Consider the following 16,398-nt stretch of genomic DNA (forward strand, 5'->3'; position numbering starts at 1 on the left):
AAGGGCGCGCGCCACACCGGCACGCGCCCTTCTTTATGGTCAAATCTCGACCTCAACCCGGCCAATCGGGTTGGAGCAGCAGGCCAGGATGTACCCCGCCTCCACGTCTTCCTCCGAGATGCCGCCGTTGTGGACCATATGCACCTCGCCCGCGGTCTTCTTGACCTTGCAGGTGCCGCAGATGCCGAAGGTGCAGCCCGACGGGATGTTGAGGCCCGACGCCTTGGCCACAGCCAGCACCGTATCGGTCTCGGTGCAGTTTGCAGTGACGCCCGACGCGGCAAAGGTGATCTCGGCGGCGGCGGTTTCCTCGGGAACCACATCGTCCAGCTCCGGCGCATCGGCCTCGGTCTCCACCGGCGCGCCAAAGCTTTCTTGGTTGTAGTTCTCCATGTCAAAGCCCAAGCCGTTCAGCATGTCGCGCACGGCTTGCATGAACGGATCCGGCCCGCAGCAGTAGACCTCGCGCTCCAGGTAGTCGCCGGCGATGATCCCCAGCATGATCTGGTTCAGCTGGCCGCGGTAGCCGGTCCAGACCTGATAGGGATCGTCCTCTTCCACCACGAAATGCAGCTTGATGCCGGGCACCCGCGCCGCCATGCCTTCCAGCTGGCGCCGCGCGATGATCTCGCTGGGCCGCTTGGCGCAGTTGATGAAGCAGACGTCGGGCGATTGGCCGCGGTCGAACAGGTACTGTGTCATCGACAGGCTGGGCGTGATGCCGGAGCCTGCGGAGATGAACAGGAACTTGCCGTTCGGCCGTTTCGGCAGAGTGAACACCCCCGCAGGGCCAGAGGCCTTGAGGAACATGCCCGGACGCAGGTTGTCCAGCATCCAGCGGGTGCCGATGCTGTCGGCCTGCGCCTTGACTGTGACCGAAATCGACAGCGGCCGCGACGGCGAGGAGCTGATGGTGTAGGTTCGCCAGACGGTTTCGCCCGGCACCGGCAGCTCCAGCGTCAGGAACTGGCCCGGCTGGTATTTGAACCACGCGCCGGACGGCGCGCGGAAGCTGAAGGTGGCGGTGTTCGGCGCCTCCGGTACCACAGAGACGCATTCCAGCATCTCGTCGTCCTTCCACGCCAGGGTCTCGTCCAGCGTCTCGAAGTTTGCCTGCAGTCCCATGCCGTTACTCCGCCGCGATCAGGTGGCGGCCGGTCAGCGCGCGGGTCAGGTGCTCGGCATACCAGTTGGAGAACTGGATGACGCCGCTTTCCTGCACTTCCGAGTACGGGCCGGGCTCATAAGCGGGCGAGTTGATGCCCTGCTGATTGTCCTCCACCACGATACGGTCTTCGTCATTGGTCGCGACCCAGACCTCGGTCAGCCGCTTCAGGTCATAGTCCTGGCCCTCGACCGCATCCTTGTGCACCAGCCATTTGGTGGTGACTTCGGTCTCGGTCGGGCTGATCGGGGTCACCCGGAACACGATGGAATGATCCGGCAGGAAGTGGTTCCAGGTGGTCGGATAGTGGAATTTCAACAGCGTGCCCGCATCGGCAAAGGGCACCCGGCCCAGTTTCTTGGCCACAGCCGCCTTGCCGTCCATGGTATAGCTCTCGGCGCCCTCGTTCAGCGGCATCCGCGCCACGCGGTACTGGCCGCGCGCGTCGATCTGGAACTGCGACGGCACGCCCGCCGCCTCGATCCGGTCGAAATGCTTCTGCAGGTGCGGCGGGTTCTCGCCGCCTTCAATACCGGTCACCGACGGATCCTCCGGGAAGGTCCGGCACAGCGACGGGTGGTTGCCGCCGCAGTGATAGCACTCGCGGTTGTTCTCCCAGACCAGCTTCCAGTTGCCCTTCTCGATGATCGAGCTTTCATAGGCGACCTTGGCATTGGCCAGGTCATGCGGCTCCAGATAGGGACGCGCCACCTCAGCAAAAGCATCGAAATCCGGCGCTTCATCCGCCAGGCAGATGTAAATCAAACCCGCCAGATCGCGGCAGTGCACCGGCTTCAGCCCGTGCTTGGAGGCATCGAAATCCGGCCCCATGTCGCGCGCCCACAACAGCGAGCCGTCCAGCTCATAGGTCCACTGGTGGTAGGGGCAGACCAGTTTGGGCGAATTGCCTTTCTTCGCCTTGCAGACGACCGAGCCGCGGTGGCGGCAGGCATTGTGGAAGGCGCGCACCTGGCCATCGGTGCCGCGCACGATGATGACGTTGTAGGCGCCGACCTGATGGGTCACGAAATTGCCCGCCTTCGGGATCTCGCAGGCGGGAATGGCAAACAGCCACTCGCGATAGAAGATCTGCCGCATGTCCAGATCCAGAACGCCCGGATCGGTATAGAACGCCTGTTCCAGGGAATAGTTTTTCTGACGGGCCACCAGTTTGGCCAGAATCTCGCTGTCCTGAAGCATCTGCTTCTCTCCTTTGCCGCATCCCCGCGGCAGGTTGGCTTGGCTGCGGGCATGGAGAGAGAGATTGCAGGCCACGCGCCCGCAACCGCCCCGCCGCCGCCCGCGGTTGACGTTTTTTGGCAAGGCTGGTTTCCGGACTGTCCCGGGGCCATTCGGCGGCGGGGCCTGGCACCTTCCCGAAGCCATTGGCTTCAGTGGTTTTTTGCCATGCCTTGCCCGGGGTCACCGTTGCGGGGGCAGTGCCGGAGTTTCACCAGCTTCCCAATTCTCTGCCCCGAAAGGCGGCACCTTGCTGAGGCGGAAATTGCCCTAATCCCGGCCCGCAAGCGGAGACAAATCCGACCCGCCGAAACCGGAAAAAGACATGCATGTTTGGGGGGGCCGGCGGGACAGGGATGTCCAGAATCTCAAACCGGCATCCGCCAGCCTGTTTGCGGCAAGGCGCTGATCTTTGGTGTATTTCCCCTCGACCCAGACACAAGGACCGATTCGCGGGGCGGTGGCCAGCAGGCAGGCCGGGCTGCGCCGCCGGATTCCGCCCTTGCCGCCGCCCCCGCCCTGCGGGCAATAATTGCGCCAAATTCCAAGACCTTTCACCAACCCCGCGTGATCAGAAAAGGCCGCCCATGCCCGGACCCAAAACAGACAGCAGCGTTAAAACCATGATGGCCGTCGTGACCACCGGAAACGGCGGCTATGACAAGCTTGAATACAAAGCCGTGCCGATCCCGGAGCCCGCAGAGGGGGAGCTTTTGCTGCGGGTCCTCGCAGCCGGGGTAAACAACACCGAAATCAACACCCGGCTCGGGTGGTATTCCTCCAGCGTGACAACGGACACCGCCGCGGCCGCCGGCCATCAGGAGACCCATGCCGAGCAAAAGGCCGACGGCGGCTGGAACAAGGCAACCCCCTTCCCCCTGATCCAGGGCACCGATTGCTGCGGCGAGGTTGTCGCCGCCGGCCCAGGCGCCAGCCAGACCCTGACCGGCAAGCGGGTTCTGGTGCGGCCCTGCATGCGCCCCAATGGCTACGGTGTGATGGACAACGTCTGGATGGCCTCGGACTTCGACGGCGCCTTTGCCCAGTACGTCAAAGTCCCCGCCTCCGAGGTGTTCCCCGTGGACTGCGCCTGGTCGGACGAAGAGCTGGCAACGATCCCATGCGCCTACGGCACGTCCGAGAACATGCTGCACCGCGCAGACGTCCGCGCAGGCGAACTGGTGCTTGTGACCGGTGCCTCCGGCGGTGTCGGCTCCGCCACAGTGCAGCTGGCCAAACGCCGCGGCGCCCGGGTGGCGGCAATCACCAGCCAGGGCAAGATGGATCAGCTGCGGGAGCTAGGTGCGGATATCGTTCTGGACCGCGGCAGCAATCTGCTGGCGGAGCTGGGCGGGGAAAGCGTGGACGTGGTCGTCGACAACGTCGCGGGGGCCGGCTTCCCGCAGATGATCAAGCTGCTGAAACGCGGCGGCCGCCTTGTGTCCAGCGGCGCCATCGCCGGGCCGGTTGTCGATCTGGACATGCGGGACATGTATTTGAAGGACGTCACCCTGATCGGCTGCACCGCCTGGGACGAGCCGGTGTTTCCGAACCTGATCTCATACATCGAGCGCGGCGAGATCCGGCCGCTGCTCGCCAAGGTCTTCCCGCTCAAGGACATCGCCAGGGCACAGCAGGAGTTCCTGGAGAAAACCCATTTCGGCAACTTCGTTCTGGTGCCGCCGCAGGCCTGACGGCCGACAGGCCTTCAAGACCAATGAAAAGGCCGCCTGGGGGGCGGCCTCTCCTCACTTCGATTTCCAGCTGTCCAGCCAGCGGCGGAACCGGCCCTGCCGCTCTGAAATCGCATCGCCCGCGGCATAAAGACTGTCCTCGGCGCTTTCGAGCATCGGGTCGATCCGCGCCCGCCGAAACCGGCGCCAGCGCACATAGATGGCCCACATGACCGCGGCCAGCAGCACCAGGAAGATGATGCTGAACCAATTGGTTGGCTTGTCCTCCGGCCCCGCCACCGGCTTGATCGACACCGCGTTGGGGAAGATCGACAGGAACTCGTTGCGCCAGCCGTAATGCATCACCGCCACCCACTCCGGGTTGGCCCTGGTCGAGATACTGTCATTGGCGTCAGTGTACAGGTTGGCGGTGTCGAACTTGAAATAGGGCGGCCAGCTCCAGCCGGTGTCTTCGTTGCGATAGACGATGGCCCGGCCGCTGGGGCGCACCCCTTGGATAAACTGCACATCCCGGTTGATCAGCTGCGCCGACTGGTCGTCGGGTTTGGACCAGAAGATGCGGGTCCAGTCGTTCAGCTCCTGCCGCTCCTCGTACGTGTTGACGATGCGCACCACGTCGTACTGCGGCAGCGTGTAATGCAGGAAGGCGCCGAACAGCACCCAGAAGGTGATCAGAAAGGCCCATTTGATGAAACGCACGGGGCAGCTCCTCACATGAAGTTAATGACATAGACCAGAAGCGCGATGGCTCCCAGTGGAACGATATAGACCAGGAGGATCAGCTTGCGCCGGAACGAGCGGTCATACTGCCTCAGCCCCCGCTGGATGAAGGCCGCGCGGTCGCCGGTCAACCCCTTGTCTTTCCAGCGCCGTTTCAGCTTCGCCCGCCGCACCTCCCGCGAATAGAGCGACACCGCGCCATAGACCACGGTCAGCCCCACCAAAAGGATCAGGACCAGGCGGATAAAGCCGAACATCTCTATCGCCCCCTCACCCGGTTCACCGCACCCCAGGGGCCTACCCGCTCCACCACGTTCTCGCTCCGGCTGCGCGGCAGCTTCGGCATCCGCCCCTCCATATCCGGCTCATGCCCGAACAGCGCCTCCCGCGCGCCGGCCTTGTCCACCGCATACTCCCGCGCCAGGAATTCCGCCGCATAGGCCTTTTTCGTTTCCGGCCAGCCGCGGTACTGGCGGTAGAATTCCTCCTTGTGGCAGATGAACAGCTGCCGGAAGTCATGCGGGCACAGCTCCGCCAGCAGCATGTTGACCAGATCGCGGTCCGGCGTATCCGACGCCCGCAGGGAATAGAAATAGGCCGGATGGCCCGAGGAAATCCGCGGCCATTTACCGCCCCCCTCGGCCCAGCGCACCAGCGCCGCCAGCCCCTCGAACTCCGCCGGCAGCTCATCCGCATGGCGCGCCGCCATCCGCCTCAGATCAGACCGCGACAAGCCCGACAGGTCCCGCCCCTTCTCCGTCAGCACCGACACGGCAAGGAACCCCATCTTCTGCCGCAGGATCGCCGCGCCATCGACGCCGCGCGCCCGGATCACCGGCTCCGCCAGGCCGTTCAGCTCCAGGAACCGGGCAATCGCATTGCGCTCGCTTAAGCTATACACATGGCGCAGCGGCACCCCCTCGGGCTTCGCCCCGCTGGCAATCACCGCCGGGTGCTCCACCCCCTGAAACACATACAGCCCGCCGAAATGCGCGGTCCAGAAGTTCGACTGCTCAAAGACCTCATGCTCCAGATGCACCGGATTGCGGGTCACATCGCCGGTCCTCTCAGCCGTCGCAATCATCTCCCCGATCAGCGCATCGTCAAACCAGGCATCCTCGCCGGTTTTGAACCGCTCCACCAGCTCCGCCAGGCGGTCCGCATGGCGCAACGTGCCCTTGGTGGTATCCGCTTCGATCCGCACCTGGCGGATGTCGAACAGCTTCGCGGGCGAGGACACCTCAAACACCGAATTCACCAGCTCGCCGGCAACGGCATCGGTCGCCGTCAGCGCAAACAGCTGGCGTTCATTGACGTCGATGAACCGGCGCAGGATGTCCCGGCTGGTGGAGAATTTCACGTGAAGCAGCGGGCAGCGCTTCTGCTCGGTCGACAGCAGAATGAACTGCCGGTTCACCCCCGCATGGTTCAGATAGTGATCATCCCCCAGTTCATCTCCGATTTCGGGCGAAAAGCCCGAGATATCGACGTGGAAATCCGTCAGAGCCGTGGTCTTGCCGGTGAGATGCTTCAGCGCGCGGTTATAGCGCTCCACCAGCGCGGGCGAGGCCACATGGAAGAGATTGCCGAACATCAGGCCATGCTGGATGAGGCGTTTCATTTCTTGCCCTCCTCCGCTTTGGTAAGAACTGTAACGATCTCTCTTAACAACATCGCAGAGTGTTCCAGTTTCATATCGCTCTGACGCATTTTCCCGGCAAGCGAAAGGCTACCTTTATTCTTTGCCATACCTTCCATGTACCAAAGAGCCTCTAAGACTTGGACCCTCTCGCCGCCAAACCCTCTATTGATACTCTCTTCTATATCTAGCCGACCTTCGTTTTGCCTGTTCACGGCCTTGCTCAGGCACTTATTCAGAGCTTGGTAAAACTCAACGACTCCCAGACTGTTTCCTCGAGGGGAAATCCGTCCTTCAACATGGGAATAGGGTTGTCCAGCAGGGTGCGCTAAATAGCTTACAGTCTTGTCATCTAATGATTGAAGGCGGCGTTTTATACCTATCAAAACAGCTTCTTGGTTCACGTCTTCTTGTTGGCTATGCGCAAGTTTTAGCTGAGAATTTTGAGCAGCAGCCATCTTAGCGTACTCATTCCTCGCTTGCTTGAGTTCCTTTCTTTGCATGAAAGTTGCTGCAATCACCCAGACTAAAACAGGGATACCTGCCAATCCGGCCAAGGTATCGCCCATTTCATTTGGAGGTGATCCCCAAAATAGATCCAGAGCGGTTGGCCCGGAAAAACTCCAAATCTGAAACGTTGGTCTGGCAGCAAGAATGAAGATGGCAGCAAACCACACTATTGTTAAAGCTAAAGCAACTACCACTGGCCCTGATGGCCGCACATCTAGCCAAGCTACTGTCTTCGATAGATTTTTTTGGACGAACGATCTCACAGCCCTCTCCCGATAGAGCAGTGGTCGAAATCACTCCGGCGGCCAAATTTTGGGCCTGTAGGAGTACCTAGTTCCCTACAATCTTCCCAACAACGAAGCCCGTTCCCCAGATCAGCGGGCAATAGCGGTAAAACCTCCCCGCCCGAGACGCTTGCGGCTTGGGCAGCGCCCGTCCGCCCCGTCAAACCGCAGGTTTGCCTCCGGCAAAACGGGCGGGCACTTCGCTTCCGCCCGCGGACAGGCTCTGCCCTTCTGTTGCGCGAAACAGTCACCCCTTCCCCTCCAGATACCGCCGCTTGGCCTCTTCCTGCCGCCCGAAATCGCGCACCATGGCCTCAATCGCCGCCTCATCCGACTTGTCGGCATAGCGGAACTCGCTGTCGGCGTAGCGGTTGATCTCCTGCACCACCATGTCGACCGTGATGGGCACCCGCAGCTCGGCAATCATCGCGGATTTGGTCTCGTAATCCTTGAACAGGAACAGCTCCGGGTTCTCCATCCATTCATCCGGCAGCTCGAAATCCATCGCCCGGACCTTAACCGCATCGGTGATGTTCTTGATGGCGCGGCCGGTAAACCGCTCATCCGCCTGCTGGATCGCCTTCAGGTACGTGCCAAGCTTGGCCAGGTCATCCAGTTCGCCGATCTGGTCGTGCACCCGGCCAAAAACCTCCATCAGCCCCGGCTCCTGCGGGCGGTTGTGCGCCTCAAACGAGCGCGCGACGGCCTTCTTGATCTCCTGCGCGCCATAAAGATCGTGCTCGCCCAGCGGGATCGCATGGTTCTTGCCCATCAAGAGCGTCAGGATGTCGATGTAATCCTCCCGCGTCTGCGGCCCGTCCACCAGGAACCGCGCGCCGGCCCGCTGGCGCAACGCGTCGTCCACATTCTCCGGGTAGTTGGAGAACATGCCAAAGGTGCAGTTGCCGCGCACCACGGTATTGGCGCCGGCAAAGGCCTCCATGAACACGGCTGTCACCTCCTGCTGGCCCGCGCTGGACTGCCGGTCGCCGCGTTTCCCTGCGATCTGGTCGATGTCGTCGATGGTGCCAAAGCCGATCACGCCCGGATCAATCACATTCTGGATGAACGACTTGGCGTTCTGCCCCGACTTGCCCTGATAGCTGTCAATATTATCGATGCCGAAATTTTGATAGCGGAAGGCATAGCCCGCGTTCTGGCAATAGTCGTGGATCAGCCCGGCCATCATCTGGATCAGCGTCGTCTTGCCGGTCCCCGGCTTACCGTCCCCCATGAAGGTAAATATAAAGCCGCCCATCTCGGCAAAGGGGTTCAGGCGGCGGTCGAAATCATAAGCCATCAGCATCTTGGCCAGCCGCATCGCCTGGTACTTGGCGATATGGTTGCCGACCACCTCATGCGGCTTCTTGAACGCCATCGTCAGGGTGGTGGATTTTGCCTTGGCCGCCGGCTCAAAGCCGCTGATGGTCAGATCATCCGCCTCCACGCGCCAGGCGGCGGCGGTGAAGGCCTCCAGCCGCGACGCGTTTTGCGCCCGCAAGGCCGCCTTCTCCATCAGCTGTTCAGCGTAAGCCGCCGCAGCCGCAATCAGATGCGCATCATCCGGCGCATGCAGCGCCAGCTTCTGGTCCAGCTCCCACAGCGCCCCGTGCAGCGCCAGCGGCGCGTTATCCGTCAGCAGCTCCTCCGCCTCGCCCACCTCGGCCTGCGTCTCGGACCCGTGCGGCGCCAGCAGATAGGCGGTGGCATTGGCAAACACATGCGCCGCAATCAGCGCCTCCGCCGCCAGCAGTTCGGTAAACTCGCCCTTGCGCGCCGCATCCAGCGATCCAGCCAGGTTGGCCCGCTTCAGATCACCAAGGCCGGAGACATCCGCATAAGCTTCCGCCATCGCCAGCGAGACCGCCAGCGCCCGGCGCAACGCGTGCTGCAAGGTCGCCTGCAACGGAGAGGTCAGCGGATCCTCCCCATCCGCCGCCTCGATGCGGGCAATCAGATGCACCCCTTCGGGGCGCGCGGTGGAGCGTGTCACCAGCCCCGGCGTGGTCGAGCGGAAGCGGCGGTTGCGGGCAATCCCGGGCGAGCGCTCCGGCGCCTGTGCGGCGGCCTGTGGCTTGGCAATGCGCGGGGTGTGGTCGAACCCCTCCAGCATCGCCGCCGCAGCAGCGTAATGCTTGCGGATATCCTCTTCCCGCAGCTCCATCTGATTGCCTGAAATGCTCATCTCACCCTCTCAATCCGCACCTTGCGGGCAAAAAATCCACCCGCACTTCTTCTGGCTCAAAATATCCCCGCCGGAGGCTCCCGCGCTCTCGGAAGGTACGCCGCTCAATAGCGCAGAACCTGCCCCGCCTCGCTCACCACAAACTTCTGCACGTCCGCAAACCCCGGCGGATCCAGCTCTGCCAGCACCTGGAACGGGCGCTGCGGCAGGATGATAGCGCGCCGGGTCCGGGTCGCCCCGGTATCCGCCCCGCGCCCGCCAAAGGGGTCGAGCGCAAAGATCTCCCGCTGCACGGTGCCGAACCAGCCCGCGCGCTCCTCGCGCACCTCCTCGCTTTCCAGCTCCTCCAGCGTCCAGGCTAAGGCCCAGTCCTGGCCCTCGGGCGCTTCGGCCTCCTCCAGCACCCGGTGCAGCGGCCCGGACTGCTCGGTATAGGCGGAGGAATACATCGGCCCCACGTGGTAGCGGCGCAGATGCTTGGGGTGGAGGTCGTCGAAATCCTCGTCGAAGCCCTTGGCAATGGTCACCAGCTTCAGCCCGGCCAAGGCCTGCGCCATCAGATGCGCCTGAACCTCGGGCCAGCGGCGTTCATCCTTGGGCAGCGCCACCTTGCCGCTGTCCTCCAGCTCCATCAGGTAGATCACCGGCAGGTTCACCTGGCTGTCGTAGGCCGCCCAATGCAGCAGAAACCGCCGCCGCCGCTCACCGATGTTTTCCAGCCATTCGCATTCCGGGTCGTTCTGGGTCCAGAACAGCTGCCCCTTCAGCAGCTCCTGATAATACAGCCGCTGCGACAGGGCGAATTGCAGTTTCGAGGGCACCGTACGGTCGGAGATGATGGTGCGCACCATATCGTCCTTCAGCTGCGTCTCGCTCGCCATATTGGCCAGATGCCGCTCCGCCTGCTGGGCGTCATTCGCCATGGTCATCAGCTCGGCGGCGACCGGAAAACCGCTGTCGCGCTTGTCCATCGCCAGGCTGCCGAAAAACCTGCCTGTGTCGCGCCCCGCCATCAGGTATTTCATCGACAGCGCACGGAAGGTGAAGTTCAGCCGCATCAGATAGGCGGTCAGCACCTTCACGTCAGATTTCGACAGCCGCCCCTCCGCCTGCATCGCCGCCGCCACCCGCGTGAGATGCCGGATGATGGTCTCAAACTTCTTGAAATACCGGCGCGAGGCAAAGGTATCGCTGAGGCCTGCGTGGCCGTGGGAGGGATCGGTCATACCAAACCTCCGGGGTGCGCAGCAGCCCGGATCGCGCCCGACCCGCCCCCCAGGGCGGGCGCGAACGCCCACCCTCGGGCCGGGCGCGATCCTCTGTTCCAAACCAATTCAGCTCTGGCTGTTTCCATCGAACATTTCTTTCTTGCACCAAGTGACCAGCCCCATCGCAAGAGCCGTAAAGAAGATGGCAAAAAAGCCGACCATACTGAAGCGGTGCAGCCAATACTGCCAAGCCGCAACAGCTTGCCAATTCTGCTGAGGATCACGGAAAAGCAGCTCATACCCTTCTGCTGTCTCCCGGTGATCCAGCACCACGCCTCCAACAAGGTAACCTGCCAGAACGAATGCGCCCAGTATGGCCCAGACACGCAGAAAGCCCCACGGGCCGCCTTCGCGGTCGTTACCCACCATACAGGTTCTTGTCGTGCTTCTCGACAATCGCGGCGAACCGGCGGGCAAAGCGTTCATCCGCCTTGGCCTTCTTCTCCAGCACGTCGCGGGCGAACACCATGTTGCCCTCATGCGCTTCCAGCATGTCGGCCATTTTCTGATTGGTCGCGGTGCCGATCGCCGCCATTGCGGTCTGGGCTTCCTTGTCTGTCTGCACGCCGATCTCGTTGATCCGGTGCGCCACATCCTGCTGCTGCGCGGTCTTCAGCGACTTGGTCAGCGCATCATACAGCACCACCCGCTGCTGGGTGTCCGTCTGCAGCTTGTTGATCAGCACCATCTGCGTCGCCGCCTGGTTCTGCAGGCTGTCGACCCAGGTCTTGCCCTTCTCGATATAGCGCTCCAGCGTCTGGGACTTGGCAAGCTTCACCTGCTCCTCCTGCACCAGCGCATTGTACTTGGTGTTCAGCTCCGCCAGCTCAGTTTCCAGCTTGGTGCGCGCGGCGGCGTCCTGCTCGACCGAAATCTTGTTCTCCAGCTCGATGATCTGCGGGTCCAGCCCGACAATCTCAGCCCGCACCGCCTCAAGCTCCTGCACGGTGAACTCACGGTCGTCCAGCGTGGCGGTCAGGTTCACCTGCACTTTTTCCCGCTGCTCTTCCAGCGTGGCCAGCTGGCCCTCCAGCAGCTTCACGATCACGTCGGACTTGGCGATCAGGTCCTGCAGCTTGTCGTCGATATTGGCGGTGCGCATCCGCTCCTGGCGCATCGAGTCCGATTTGCCCTTGGAGAAGAAGCCGACAAAACTCTCCCAGCCGGTCTTGGAGCGCATCTCGTCAAAATCCTTGGAGAACGCCGCCGTCACATCGTCCAGCCCCATGATCAGCTCGGCGATATTGGCATTCATCACCTCGGTGTGCGCGTGGACATCCTCCAGGGTGGCGTTTTCGATGTCGATGCTGGCATCCTCGCCCGCCTCGATCTTGCTGCGCGCGGTCTCGATGCGCGAGGTCAGCGCCTCGATCCTGGCCTGAGAGTCCCGGACCTTCTCCTGGCTCTCCTCCACCATCCTGTCAAATTGGGAAACACTCATAGTATCCGTTCCTCCCGCTCAAATAACTGATCTGGATATGGGGATGTAAAATGAATTTACATCCCCTCGGACGGCGCAATTCCACCCGTTTCCAGGTCACTGTTGCAGAGAGGCCGCACAAAGAAAACCCCCGGGGAAACCCGGGGGCTGTTTCGCGCAAAAAGGGCAGCGTCACATGGTCTGCTGCTTGCCCAGCACCAGAAAGGTCATCATTCCGAAGGGCGGGATATTCTCCTGCTGCTCGACGCTCAGCCCGTCCTCCTGCAGCACCGTTTCCAGCGCGAAATCGGAGTGCCAGCCAATCACGTTGGCAAGGGGCGCCGAGAGCTTCTCCAGCGAGGCACGGACGCCCTTGCCGCTCTTGAAGTGGTTGGTGATCACCACCTTGCCGCCGGGTTTCAGAACCCGCGCGATCTCGCGCATCACCTGCTCAGGATCGGGCACGACGGACAGCACATGCATGGCTGCAACGGTGTCAAAGGAATTATCCGGGAAATCCAGCTGCCGCGCATCCATCTGCCGCAGCGCCTCGACTTGGGTCAGCCCCATCTCCCGCACCTTGGCTTGCGCCTTCTTCAGCATGTCATGGCTGAAATCAATGCCGGTCACCTGCAGATGCGGTGCATAATGCTGAAGCGACAGCCCGGTGCCGACGCCAACCTCCAGCACTTTGCCCTGGCGGGAATTGATAAACCGGGTTGCGCGGCGGCGGCCCGAGCGCGTCACCGCTCCGAAGGTCCTGTCATATACCGGCGCCCAGCGCGCGTAAGATTCCTCTACTGCCTTGATATCCAATTCGTCCCTCCCCTTGGACGTCTTGGGCTAGCCCTTCGGCTTGGAAACCAGCCCCCAAATAACCATAGCAACGTAGCCAACGCATAGCACAACCAGCACCGTCCATGCATAGGTCAACAGTGCCGCAGCCATGAAGGCAAAGCCCACCAGCAGGTATTTAACATGCTCGCGGGAGATTTTCATCGCCTTGGGCGACCAGGTCTGGATGTGGCTGATCATCAGCAGGCCGACCACCACCATATGCAGGCAGATCAGCAGCTCCGGCAGCACCATCGCTCCGTCAAAGGCGAAGGAGACAAACATCGGCAGCATCGCCAAAAACGCCCCGGCAGGCGACGGGATGCCTTCGAAGTACCCGCTGCGCCCCTTCGGCTCCTCCTCCGACTTGCTGCCGACATTGAACCGCGCCAGCCGCACCACGCAGCAGACCGAGAACACCAGCACCGAGATCCAGCCCACGCCGCGCACATCCTGCAAGGCCCAGAGATAGATCACCATCGGCGTCGCCACCCCGAAGTTCAGGAAATCGGCCAGCGAATCCAGCTCCGCGCCCATCTTGCTCTCGCTGTGCAAAGCCCGCGCCAGTCGCCCGTCAAGACCGTCCAGCACCGCAGCCAGCAGGATCAGCATCACCGCCAGCGTGTAATTGCCGTAAACCGCAGCGCGGATCGCCGACAGGCCCGCACAGATGGCGCCGATGGTCATCATGTTCGGCATCAGCTGGATCAGCGCGAATTCGGATTTCTTCTTTTCCGGGGCGTCATACATGGCGGTGGCACTTTCTTCCTCGCGGGGCGCTGGAGAGGCCGCGGCGCAGAGGCAAACCTTGGGGTAAACTTGGGGGCTATTGTAACCGTTGCGCCCGTATGCCCCAAGAGCCGCCGCGGCGCAATATTTGCGGCACCGGCAGCCGCCCCAGTGCAAAGGGGATGCCAAGGGGGTGCACAGGGGGTGTACGCAAGGTGTACAGGCGGTGCCGCCTGAAATGAGAGGGCACCGTGCATCGCACGGTGCCACGCCCAACTGCGAAGGCCTCCCTCCGGGAGGCCATGAGCAGGCGGGAGCGCCCGCCTGCTCCGCGGCTCATCCGACCACGTTGAACTCCGGGCCGTAGGGGTACTTGGTGATGTTCTCGTTGCCATCCTCGTGGATCACCAGGATGTCGTGCTCGCGGTAGCCGCCCGCGCCGGGATTGCCCTCGGCAATGGTCAGCATCGGCTCCATCGAGATCACCATGCCCGGCTCCAGCACTGTGTCGATATCTTCGCGCAGCTCCAGCCCGGCCTCGCGGCCATAGTAGTGCGACAGCACCCCGAACGAATGGCCATAGCCGAAGGTGCGGTACTGCAGCAGGTCGCGCTCCTCAAAGAAGGCGTTGATCTTGTGGGTGATTTCCGCACAGCTCGCTCCCGGCTGCAGCAGCGAGATGCCGTATTCATGGGCGGCGACGTTGGCCTCCCAGATCTTCAGGCTCTCGGTATCCACTTCCTTCACGAACATGGTCCGCTCCAGCGCGGTGTAATAGCCGGAGATCATCGGGAAAGTGTTCAGCGACAGGATATCGCCGCGCTGCAGGGTGCGCCCCGTCACGGGGTTATGGGCGCCATCCGTGTTGATGCCGGACTGGAACCAGACCCAGGTGTCGCGGTATTCGGCGTCGGGGAAGCGCTTGGCAATCTCCAGCTCCATCGCATCCCGCCCGGCCATCGCAACGTCGATCTCGCGCACGCCTTCCTTGACCGCATCGCGGATCGCAAAGCCGCCCACGTCGGCAACGGCTGCACCGGCCCGGATCATTTCGATCTCGGCCGCCGACTTGCCCATCCGCTGGCGCATGGTCGGCTCATAAAGATCAACCAGCTTGGACGGGTTCAGGAAGGCCTCCAGCTTGCCCTTCTGCAGCAGGGTCAGGTGGTCGCTTTCATAGCCGACAACCGCGCCCTCGCCGCTTACAGACTTGATTGCACGCCAGAAATTGTCGCGCTGCCAGTCGGTATAGGTGATGTTGTCGCAGAACGAGCGGCGCCAGGGCTGGCCTGCGTCGATGCCGGCCGAGATGGTCACGGCCTCGGTCGCGGTCACCACCAGCCCGTAGGGGCGGCCAAAGGCGCAATAGGTGAAGCCCGAGTAGTAAGAGATGTTGTGCATTGAGGTGAAGACGGCGGCGCTCACCCCGGTCTCCGCCATGATCTTGCGCAGGCCCGCAATCCGCGCCTCATACTCGGAGACAGCAAATTGCAGCGGCGCCTTCTCACCATTGTGAAATCGGTACATTTCAGGACGTGCAGTCATATCAGACCCTTCCTTCTTACAAGAAAGGTCCCGGCGTTCAGGACAGTTTGGAATGTGAGGGCACCATGTATCCCATGCGGCGACGCCATCGCCTGGCCCTTGCGCGGAAGATGCGGGGGAAAGGGGATTCTGGCAAGAAGAATTTACACCCCAGGCCCGTAGGGTGGGCGATTCCGCCCACCGCTCCGCGATCAGTTCACGATCAGCGCCACCATGTCACTTTCGGGATCCCCCAGCGGGTCGATCACGTTGAAATGATGTTTGCCAAAGGCGATCACATGATCCGCCTCCCAGGCCTCCACCAGCCAGATCGCCTGATCCAGAAAGGCCGGGCGCTCCTCGCCGCCGACCCAGACCGTGACCTCAGCCGGGTAGCGGTCCGTCATGTCCACCGGGCTTTCTGCAATGGCCGCAGCCGAGTCCATTTGAAACTTCTGGTTCATCGACGTCCGCAGAAGCGGCCGCAGATCCGCCAGCGGCGAGATCGGGATCACCGTCTTGATCCGCTCCCCCACCTCTTCCGGCAGCAGGGCCTTGTCCAGCATCCGCGCCACCAGATGACCGCCCGCCGAATGGCCGGCCAGCGCGATCGGGCCCTCGACCTCTGCCGCGATCCGGGTCACCGCCGCGGTGATCTGCCGGGTGATATCGGCGATCCGCACGTCCGGGCACAGGTCGTAGGACGGCATCGCCACCGCCCAGCCATGTGCAATTGCACCGCGCGCCAGATGCGACCAGGAGCTTTTGTCGAACGCCAGCCAATAGCCGCCATGGACAAAGACAAACACGCCCTTCGGCGCGCCTTCCGGAAGGAACAGGTCGAACCGGTGCCGGCCGCCTTCGCCATAGGGGATGTCCAGGCGGGCGCGCTCATGCAGGCTGTTGCGGAAATCCTCGGCCGAGGCCGCCCAGCGCGGCGGGTATGCCTCTGCGTTCTCGATATAGGCCCCGTTGGCATAGGCATCATCCAATTCCATGCCTGATCTCCCCTTTAAATTATTCTTTGCGGCTACCTGACAGTCTCGCACAGGACATGTCAAATTGCCCGGCTGAAAATCCCGCCTCCCGCAATCCCTGCCGAAAAATTTGATCAAATTCTGGACTCATCAATCCTTCTGGACATATCAAGGCACAGCTGATTTGCATTTCAGCGACAGAACACCCGG

The 16,398-nt window shown here is 62.3% G+C and carries 15 protein-coding genes and 1 riboswitch; of the genes, 1 reads left to right on the forward strand and 14 read right to left on the reverse strand.

The genetic code is table 11. The features are described 5' to 3' along the window. Nucleotides 1-39: 39 nt before the first annotated feature. Complete coding sequence (locus tag AC4HIX_RS09370; RefSeq protein ID WP_490398797.1) at nt 40-1,125, reverse strand: FAD-binding oxidoreductase; 1,086 nt, start codon at nt 1,123-1,125, stop codon at nt 40-42. Nucleotides 1,126-1,129: 4 nt separating this feature from the next. Continuing rightward, a complete protein-coding gene (locus AC4HIX_RS09375; RefSeq protein ID WP_490398798.1) occupies nt 1,130-2,365 on the reverse strand; it encodes an aromatic ring-hydroxylating oxygenase subunit alpha in 1,236 nt (411 codons plus the stop codon). A gap of 106 nt (nt 2,366-2,471) precedes the next feature. Then, nucleotides 2,472-2,672, reverse strand: a riboswitch (cobalamin riboswitch). A 319-nt stretch (nt 2,673-2,991) separates the two neighbouring features. On the opposite strand from AC4HIX_RS09375, the gene AC4HIX_RS09380 reads away from it, so the two are divergent. After that, entirely contained in the window at nt 2,992-4,098 is a 1,107-nt protein-coding gene (locus tag AC4HIX_RS09380) for an alcohol dehydrogenase family protein (RefSeq protein ID WP_490398799.1), read from the forward strand. A 54-nt stretch (nt 4,099-4,152) separates the two neighbouring features. On the opposite strand, the gene AC4HIX_RS09385 is transcribed toward AC4HIX_RS09380, so the two are convergent. The 12 genes from AC4HIX_RS09385 to AC4HIX_RS09440 all read right to left on the reverse strand — a co-directional run bounded on the left by AC4HIX_RS09385 (nt 4,153) and on the right by AC4HIX_RS09440 (nt 16,209). Next, nucleotides 4,153-4,797 (reverse strand): DUF1523 family protein, encoded by a 645-nt coding sequence (locus AC4HIX_RS09385; protein ID WP_490398800.1) that lies wholly within the window; start codon nt 4,795-4,797, stop codon nt 4,153-4,155. Between the two features lie 11 nt (nt 4,798-4,808). Beyond that, nucleotides 4,809-5,075 carry a hypothetical protein gene (locus AC4HIX_RS09390; protein WP_490398801.1) on the reverse strand — a complete coding sequence of 89 codons (267 nt, stop codon included), beginning with the start codon at nt 5,073-5,075 and terminating at the stop codon, nt 4,809-4,811. Nucleotides 5,076-5,077: 2 nt separating this feature from the next. Then, nucleotides 5,078-6,439 carry a DUF6638 family protein gene (locus AC4HIX_RS09395; RefSeq protein WP_490398802.1) on the reverse strand — a complete coding sequence of 454 codons (1,362 nt, stop codon included), beginning with the start codon at nt 6,437-6,439 and terminating at the stop codon, nt 5,078-5,080. Beyond that, nucleotides 6,436-7,230, reverse strand: coding sequence for a hypothetical protein (locus AC4HIX_RS09400; RefSeq protein ID WP_490398803.1), 795 nt, complete (start codon nt 7,228-7,230; stop codon nt 6,436-6,438). Before AC4HIX_RS09400 ends, AC4HIX_RS09395 begins: the two co-directional genes overlap by 4 nt. 268 nt (nt 7,231-7,498) lie before the next feature. Then, a complete protein-coding gene (locus tag AC4HIX_RS09405; RefSeq protein ID WP_490398804.1) occupies nt 7,499-9,436 on the reverse strand; it encodes an AAA family ATPase in 1,938 nt (645 codons plus the stop codon). Between the two features lie 104 nt (nt 9,437-9,540). Beyond that, nucleotides 9,541-10,662 (reverse strand): hypothetical protein, encoded by a 1,122-nt coding sequence (locus AC4HIX_RS09410; RefSeq protein WP_490398805.1) that lies wholly within the window; start codon nt 10,660-10,662, stop codon nt 9,541-9,543. 108 nt (nt 10,663-10,770) lie between these two features. After that, nucleotides 10,771-11,073 (reverse strand): hypothetical protein, encoded by a 303-nt coding sequence (locus tag AC4HIX_RS09415; protein WP_490398806.1) that lies wholly within the window; start codon nt 11,071-11,073, stop codon nt 10,771-10,773. Further along, nucleotides 11,063-12,145 (reverse strand): hypothetical protein, encoded by a 1,083-nt coding sequence (locus tag AC4HIX_RS09420; RefSeq protein ID WP_490398807.1) that lies wholly within the window; start codon nt 12,143-12,145, stop codon nt 11,063-11,065. The genes AC4HIX_RS09415 and AC4HIX_RS09420 overlap by 11 nt, the downstream gene beginning before the upstream one ends. Before the next feature lie 171 nt (nt 12,146-12,316). Then, nucleotides 12,317-12,940, reverse strand: a complete 624-nt coding sequence (locus AC4HIX_RS09425) for a class I SAM-dependent methyltransferase (protein ID WP_490398808.1) — start codon at nt 12,938-12,940, stop codon at nt 12,317-12,319. A 27-nt stretch (nt 12,941-12,967) separates the two neighbouring features. Continuing rightward, on the reverse strand, nt 12,968-13,708 hold the full coding sequence (gene pssA / locus AC4HIX_RS09430) for a CDP-diacylglycerol--serine O-phosphatidyltransferase (RefSeq protein ID WP_490398809.1): 741 nt from the start codon (nt 13,706-13,708) through the stop codon (nt 12,968-12,970). 315 nt (nt 13,709-14,023) lie between these two features. Then, complete coding sequence (locus AC4HIX_RS09435; protein WP_490398810.1) at nt 14,024-15,232, reverse strand: aminopeptidase P family protein; 1,209 nt, start codon at nt 15,230-15,232, stop codon at nt 14,024-14,026. Between the two features lie 191 nt (nt 15,233-15,423). Then, nucleotides 15,424-16,209 carry an alpha/beta hydrolase gene (locus tag AC4HIX_RS09440; RefSeq protein ID WP_490398811.1) on the reverse strand — a complete coding sequence of 262 codons (786 nt, stop codon included), beginning with the start codon at nt 16,207-16,209 and terminating at the stop codon, nt 15,424-15,426. Between the last annotated feature and the right edge of the window lie 189 nt (nt 16,210-16,398).

The sequence above is a fragment of the Leisingera sp. genome, from assembly GCF_982940295.1.

Excerpts from the sequence above, each read along its gene's own strand:
- AC4HIX_RS09370 (WP_490398797.1), bottom strand. The coding sequence starts at position 1,125 with ATGGGACTGCAGGCAAACTTCGAGACGCTGGACGAGACCCTGGCGTGG.
- AC4HIX_RS09375 (WP_490398798.1), bottom strand. The coding sequence starts at position 2,365 with ATGCTTCAGGACAGCGAGATTCTGGCCAAACTGGTGGCCCGTCAGAAA.
- AC4HIX_RS09380 (WP_490398799.1), top strand. The coding sequence starts at position 2,992 with ATGCCCGGACCCAAAACAGACAGCAGCGTTAAAACCATGATGGCCGTC.
- AC4HIX_RS09390 (WP_490398801.1), bottom strand. The coding sequence starts at position 5,075 with ATGTTCGGCTTTATCCGCCTGGTCCTGATCCTTTTGGTGGGGCTGACC.
- AC4HIX_RS09395 (WP_490398802.1), bottom strand. The coding sequence starts at position 6,439 with ATGAAACGCCTCATCCAGCATGGCCTGATGTTCGGCAATCTCTTCCAT.
- AC4HIX_RS09405 (WP_490398804.1), bottom strand. The coding sequence starts at position 9,436 with ATGAGCATTTCAGGCAATCAGATGGAGCTGCGGGAAGAGGATATCCGC.
- AC4HIX_RS09410 (WP_490398805.1), bottom strand. The coding sequence starts at position 10,662 with ATGACCGATCCCTCCCACGGCCACGCAGGCCTCAGCGATACCTTTGCC.
- AC4HIX_RS09415 (WP_490398806.1), bottom strand. The coding sequence starts at position 11,073 with ATGGTGGGTAACGACCGCGAAGGCGGCCCGTGGGGCTTTCTGCGTGTC.
- AC4HIX_RS09420 (WP_490398807.1), bottom strand. The coding sequence starts at position 12,145 with ATGAGTGTTTCCCAATTTGACAGGATGGTGGAGGAGAGCCAGGAGAAG.
- pssA (WP_490398809.1), bottom strand. The coding sequence starts at position 13,708 with ATGTATGACGCCCCGGAAAAGAAGAAATCCGAATTCGCGCTGATCCAG.
- AC4HIX_RS09435 (WP_490398810.1), bottom strand. The coding sequence starts at position 15,232 with ATGACTGCACGTCCTGAAATGTACCGATTTCACAATGGTGAGAAGGCG.
- AC4HIX_RS09440 (WP_490398811.1), bottom strand. The coding sequence starts at position 16,209 with ATGGAATTGGATGATGCCTATGCCAACGGGGCCTATATCGAGAACGCA.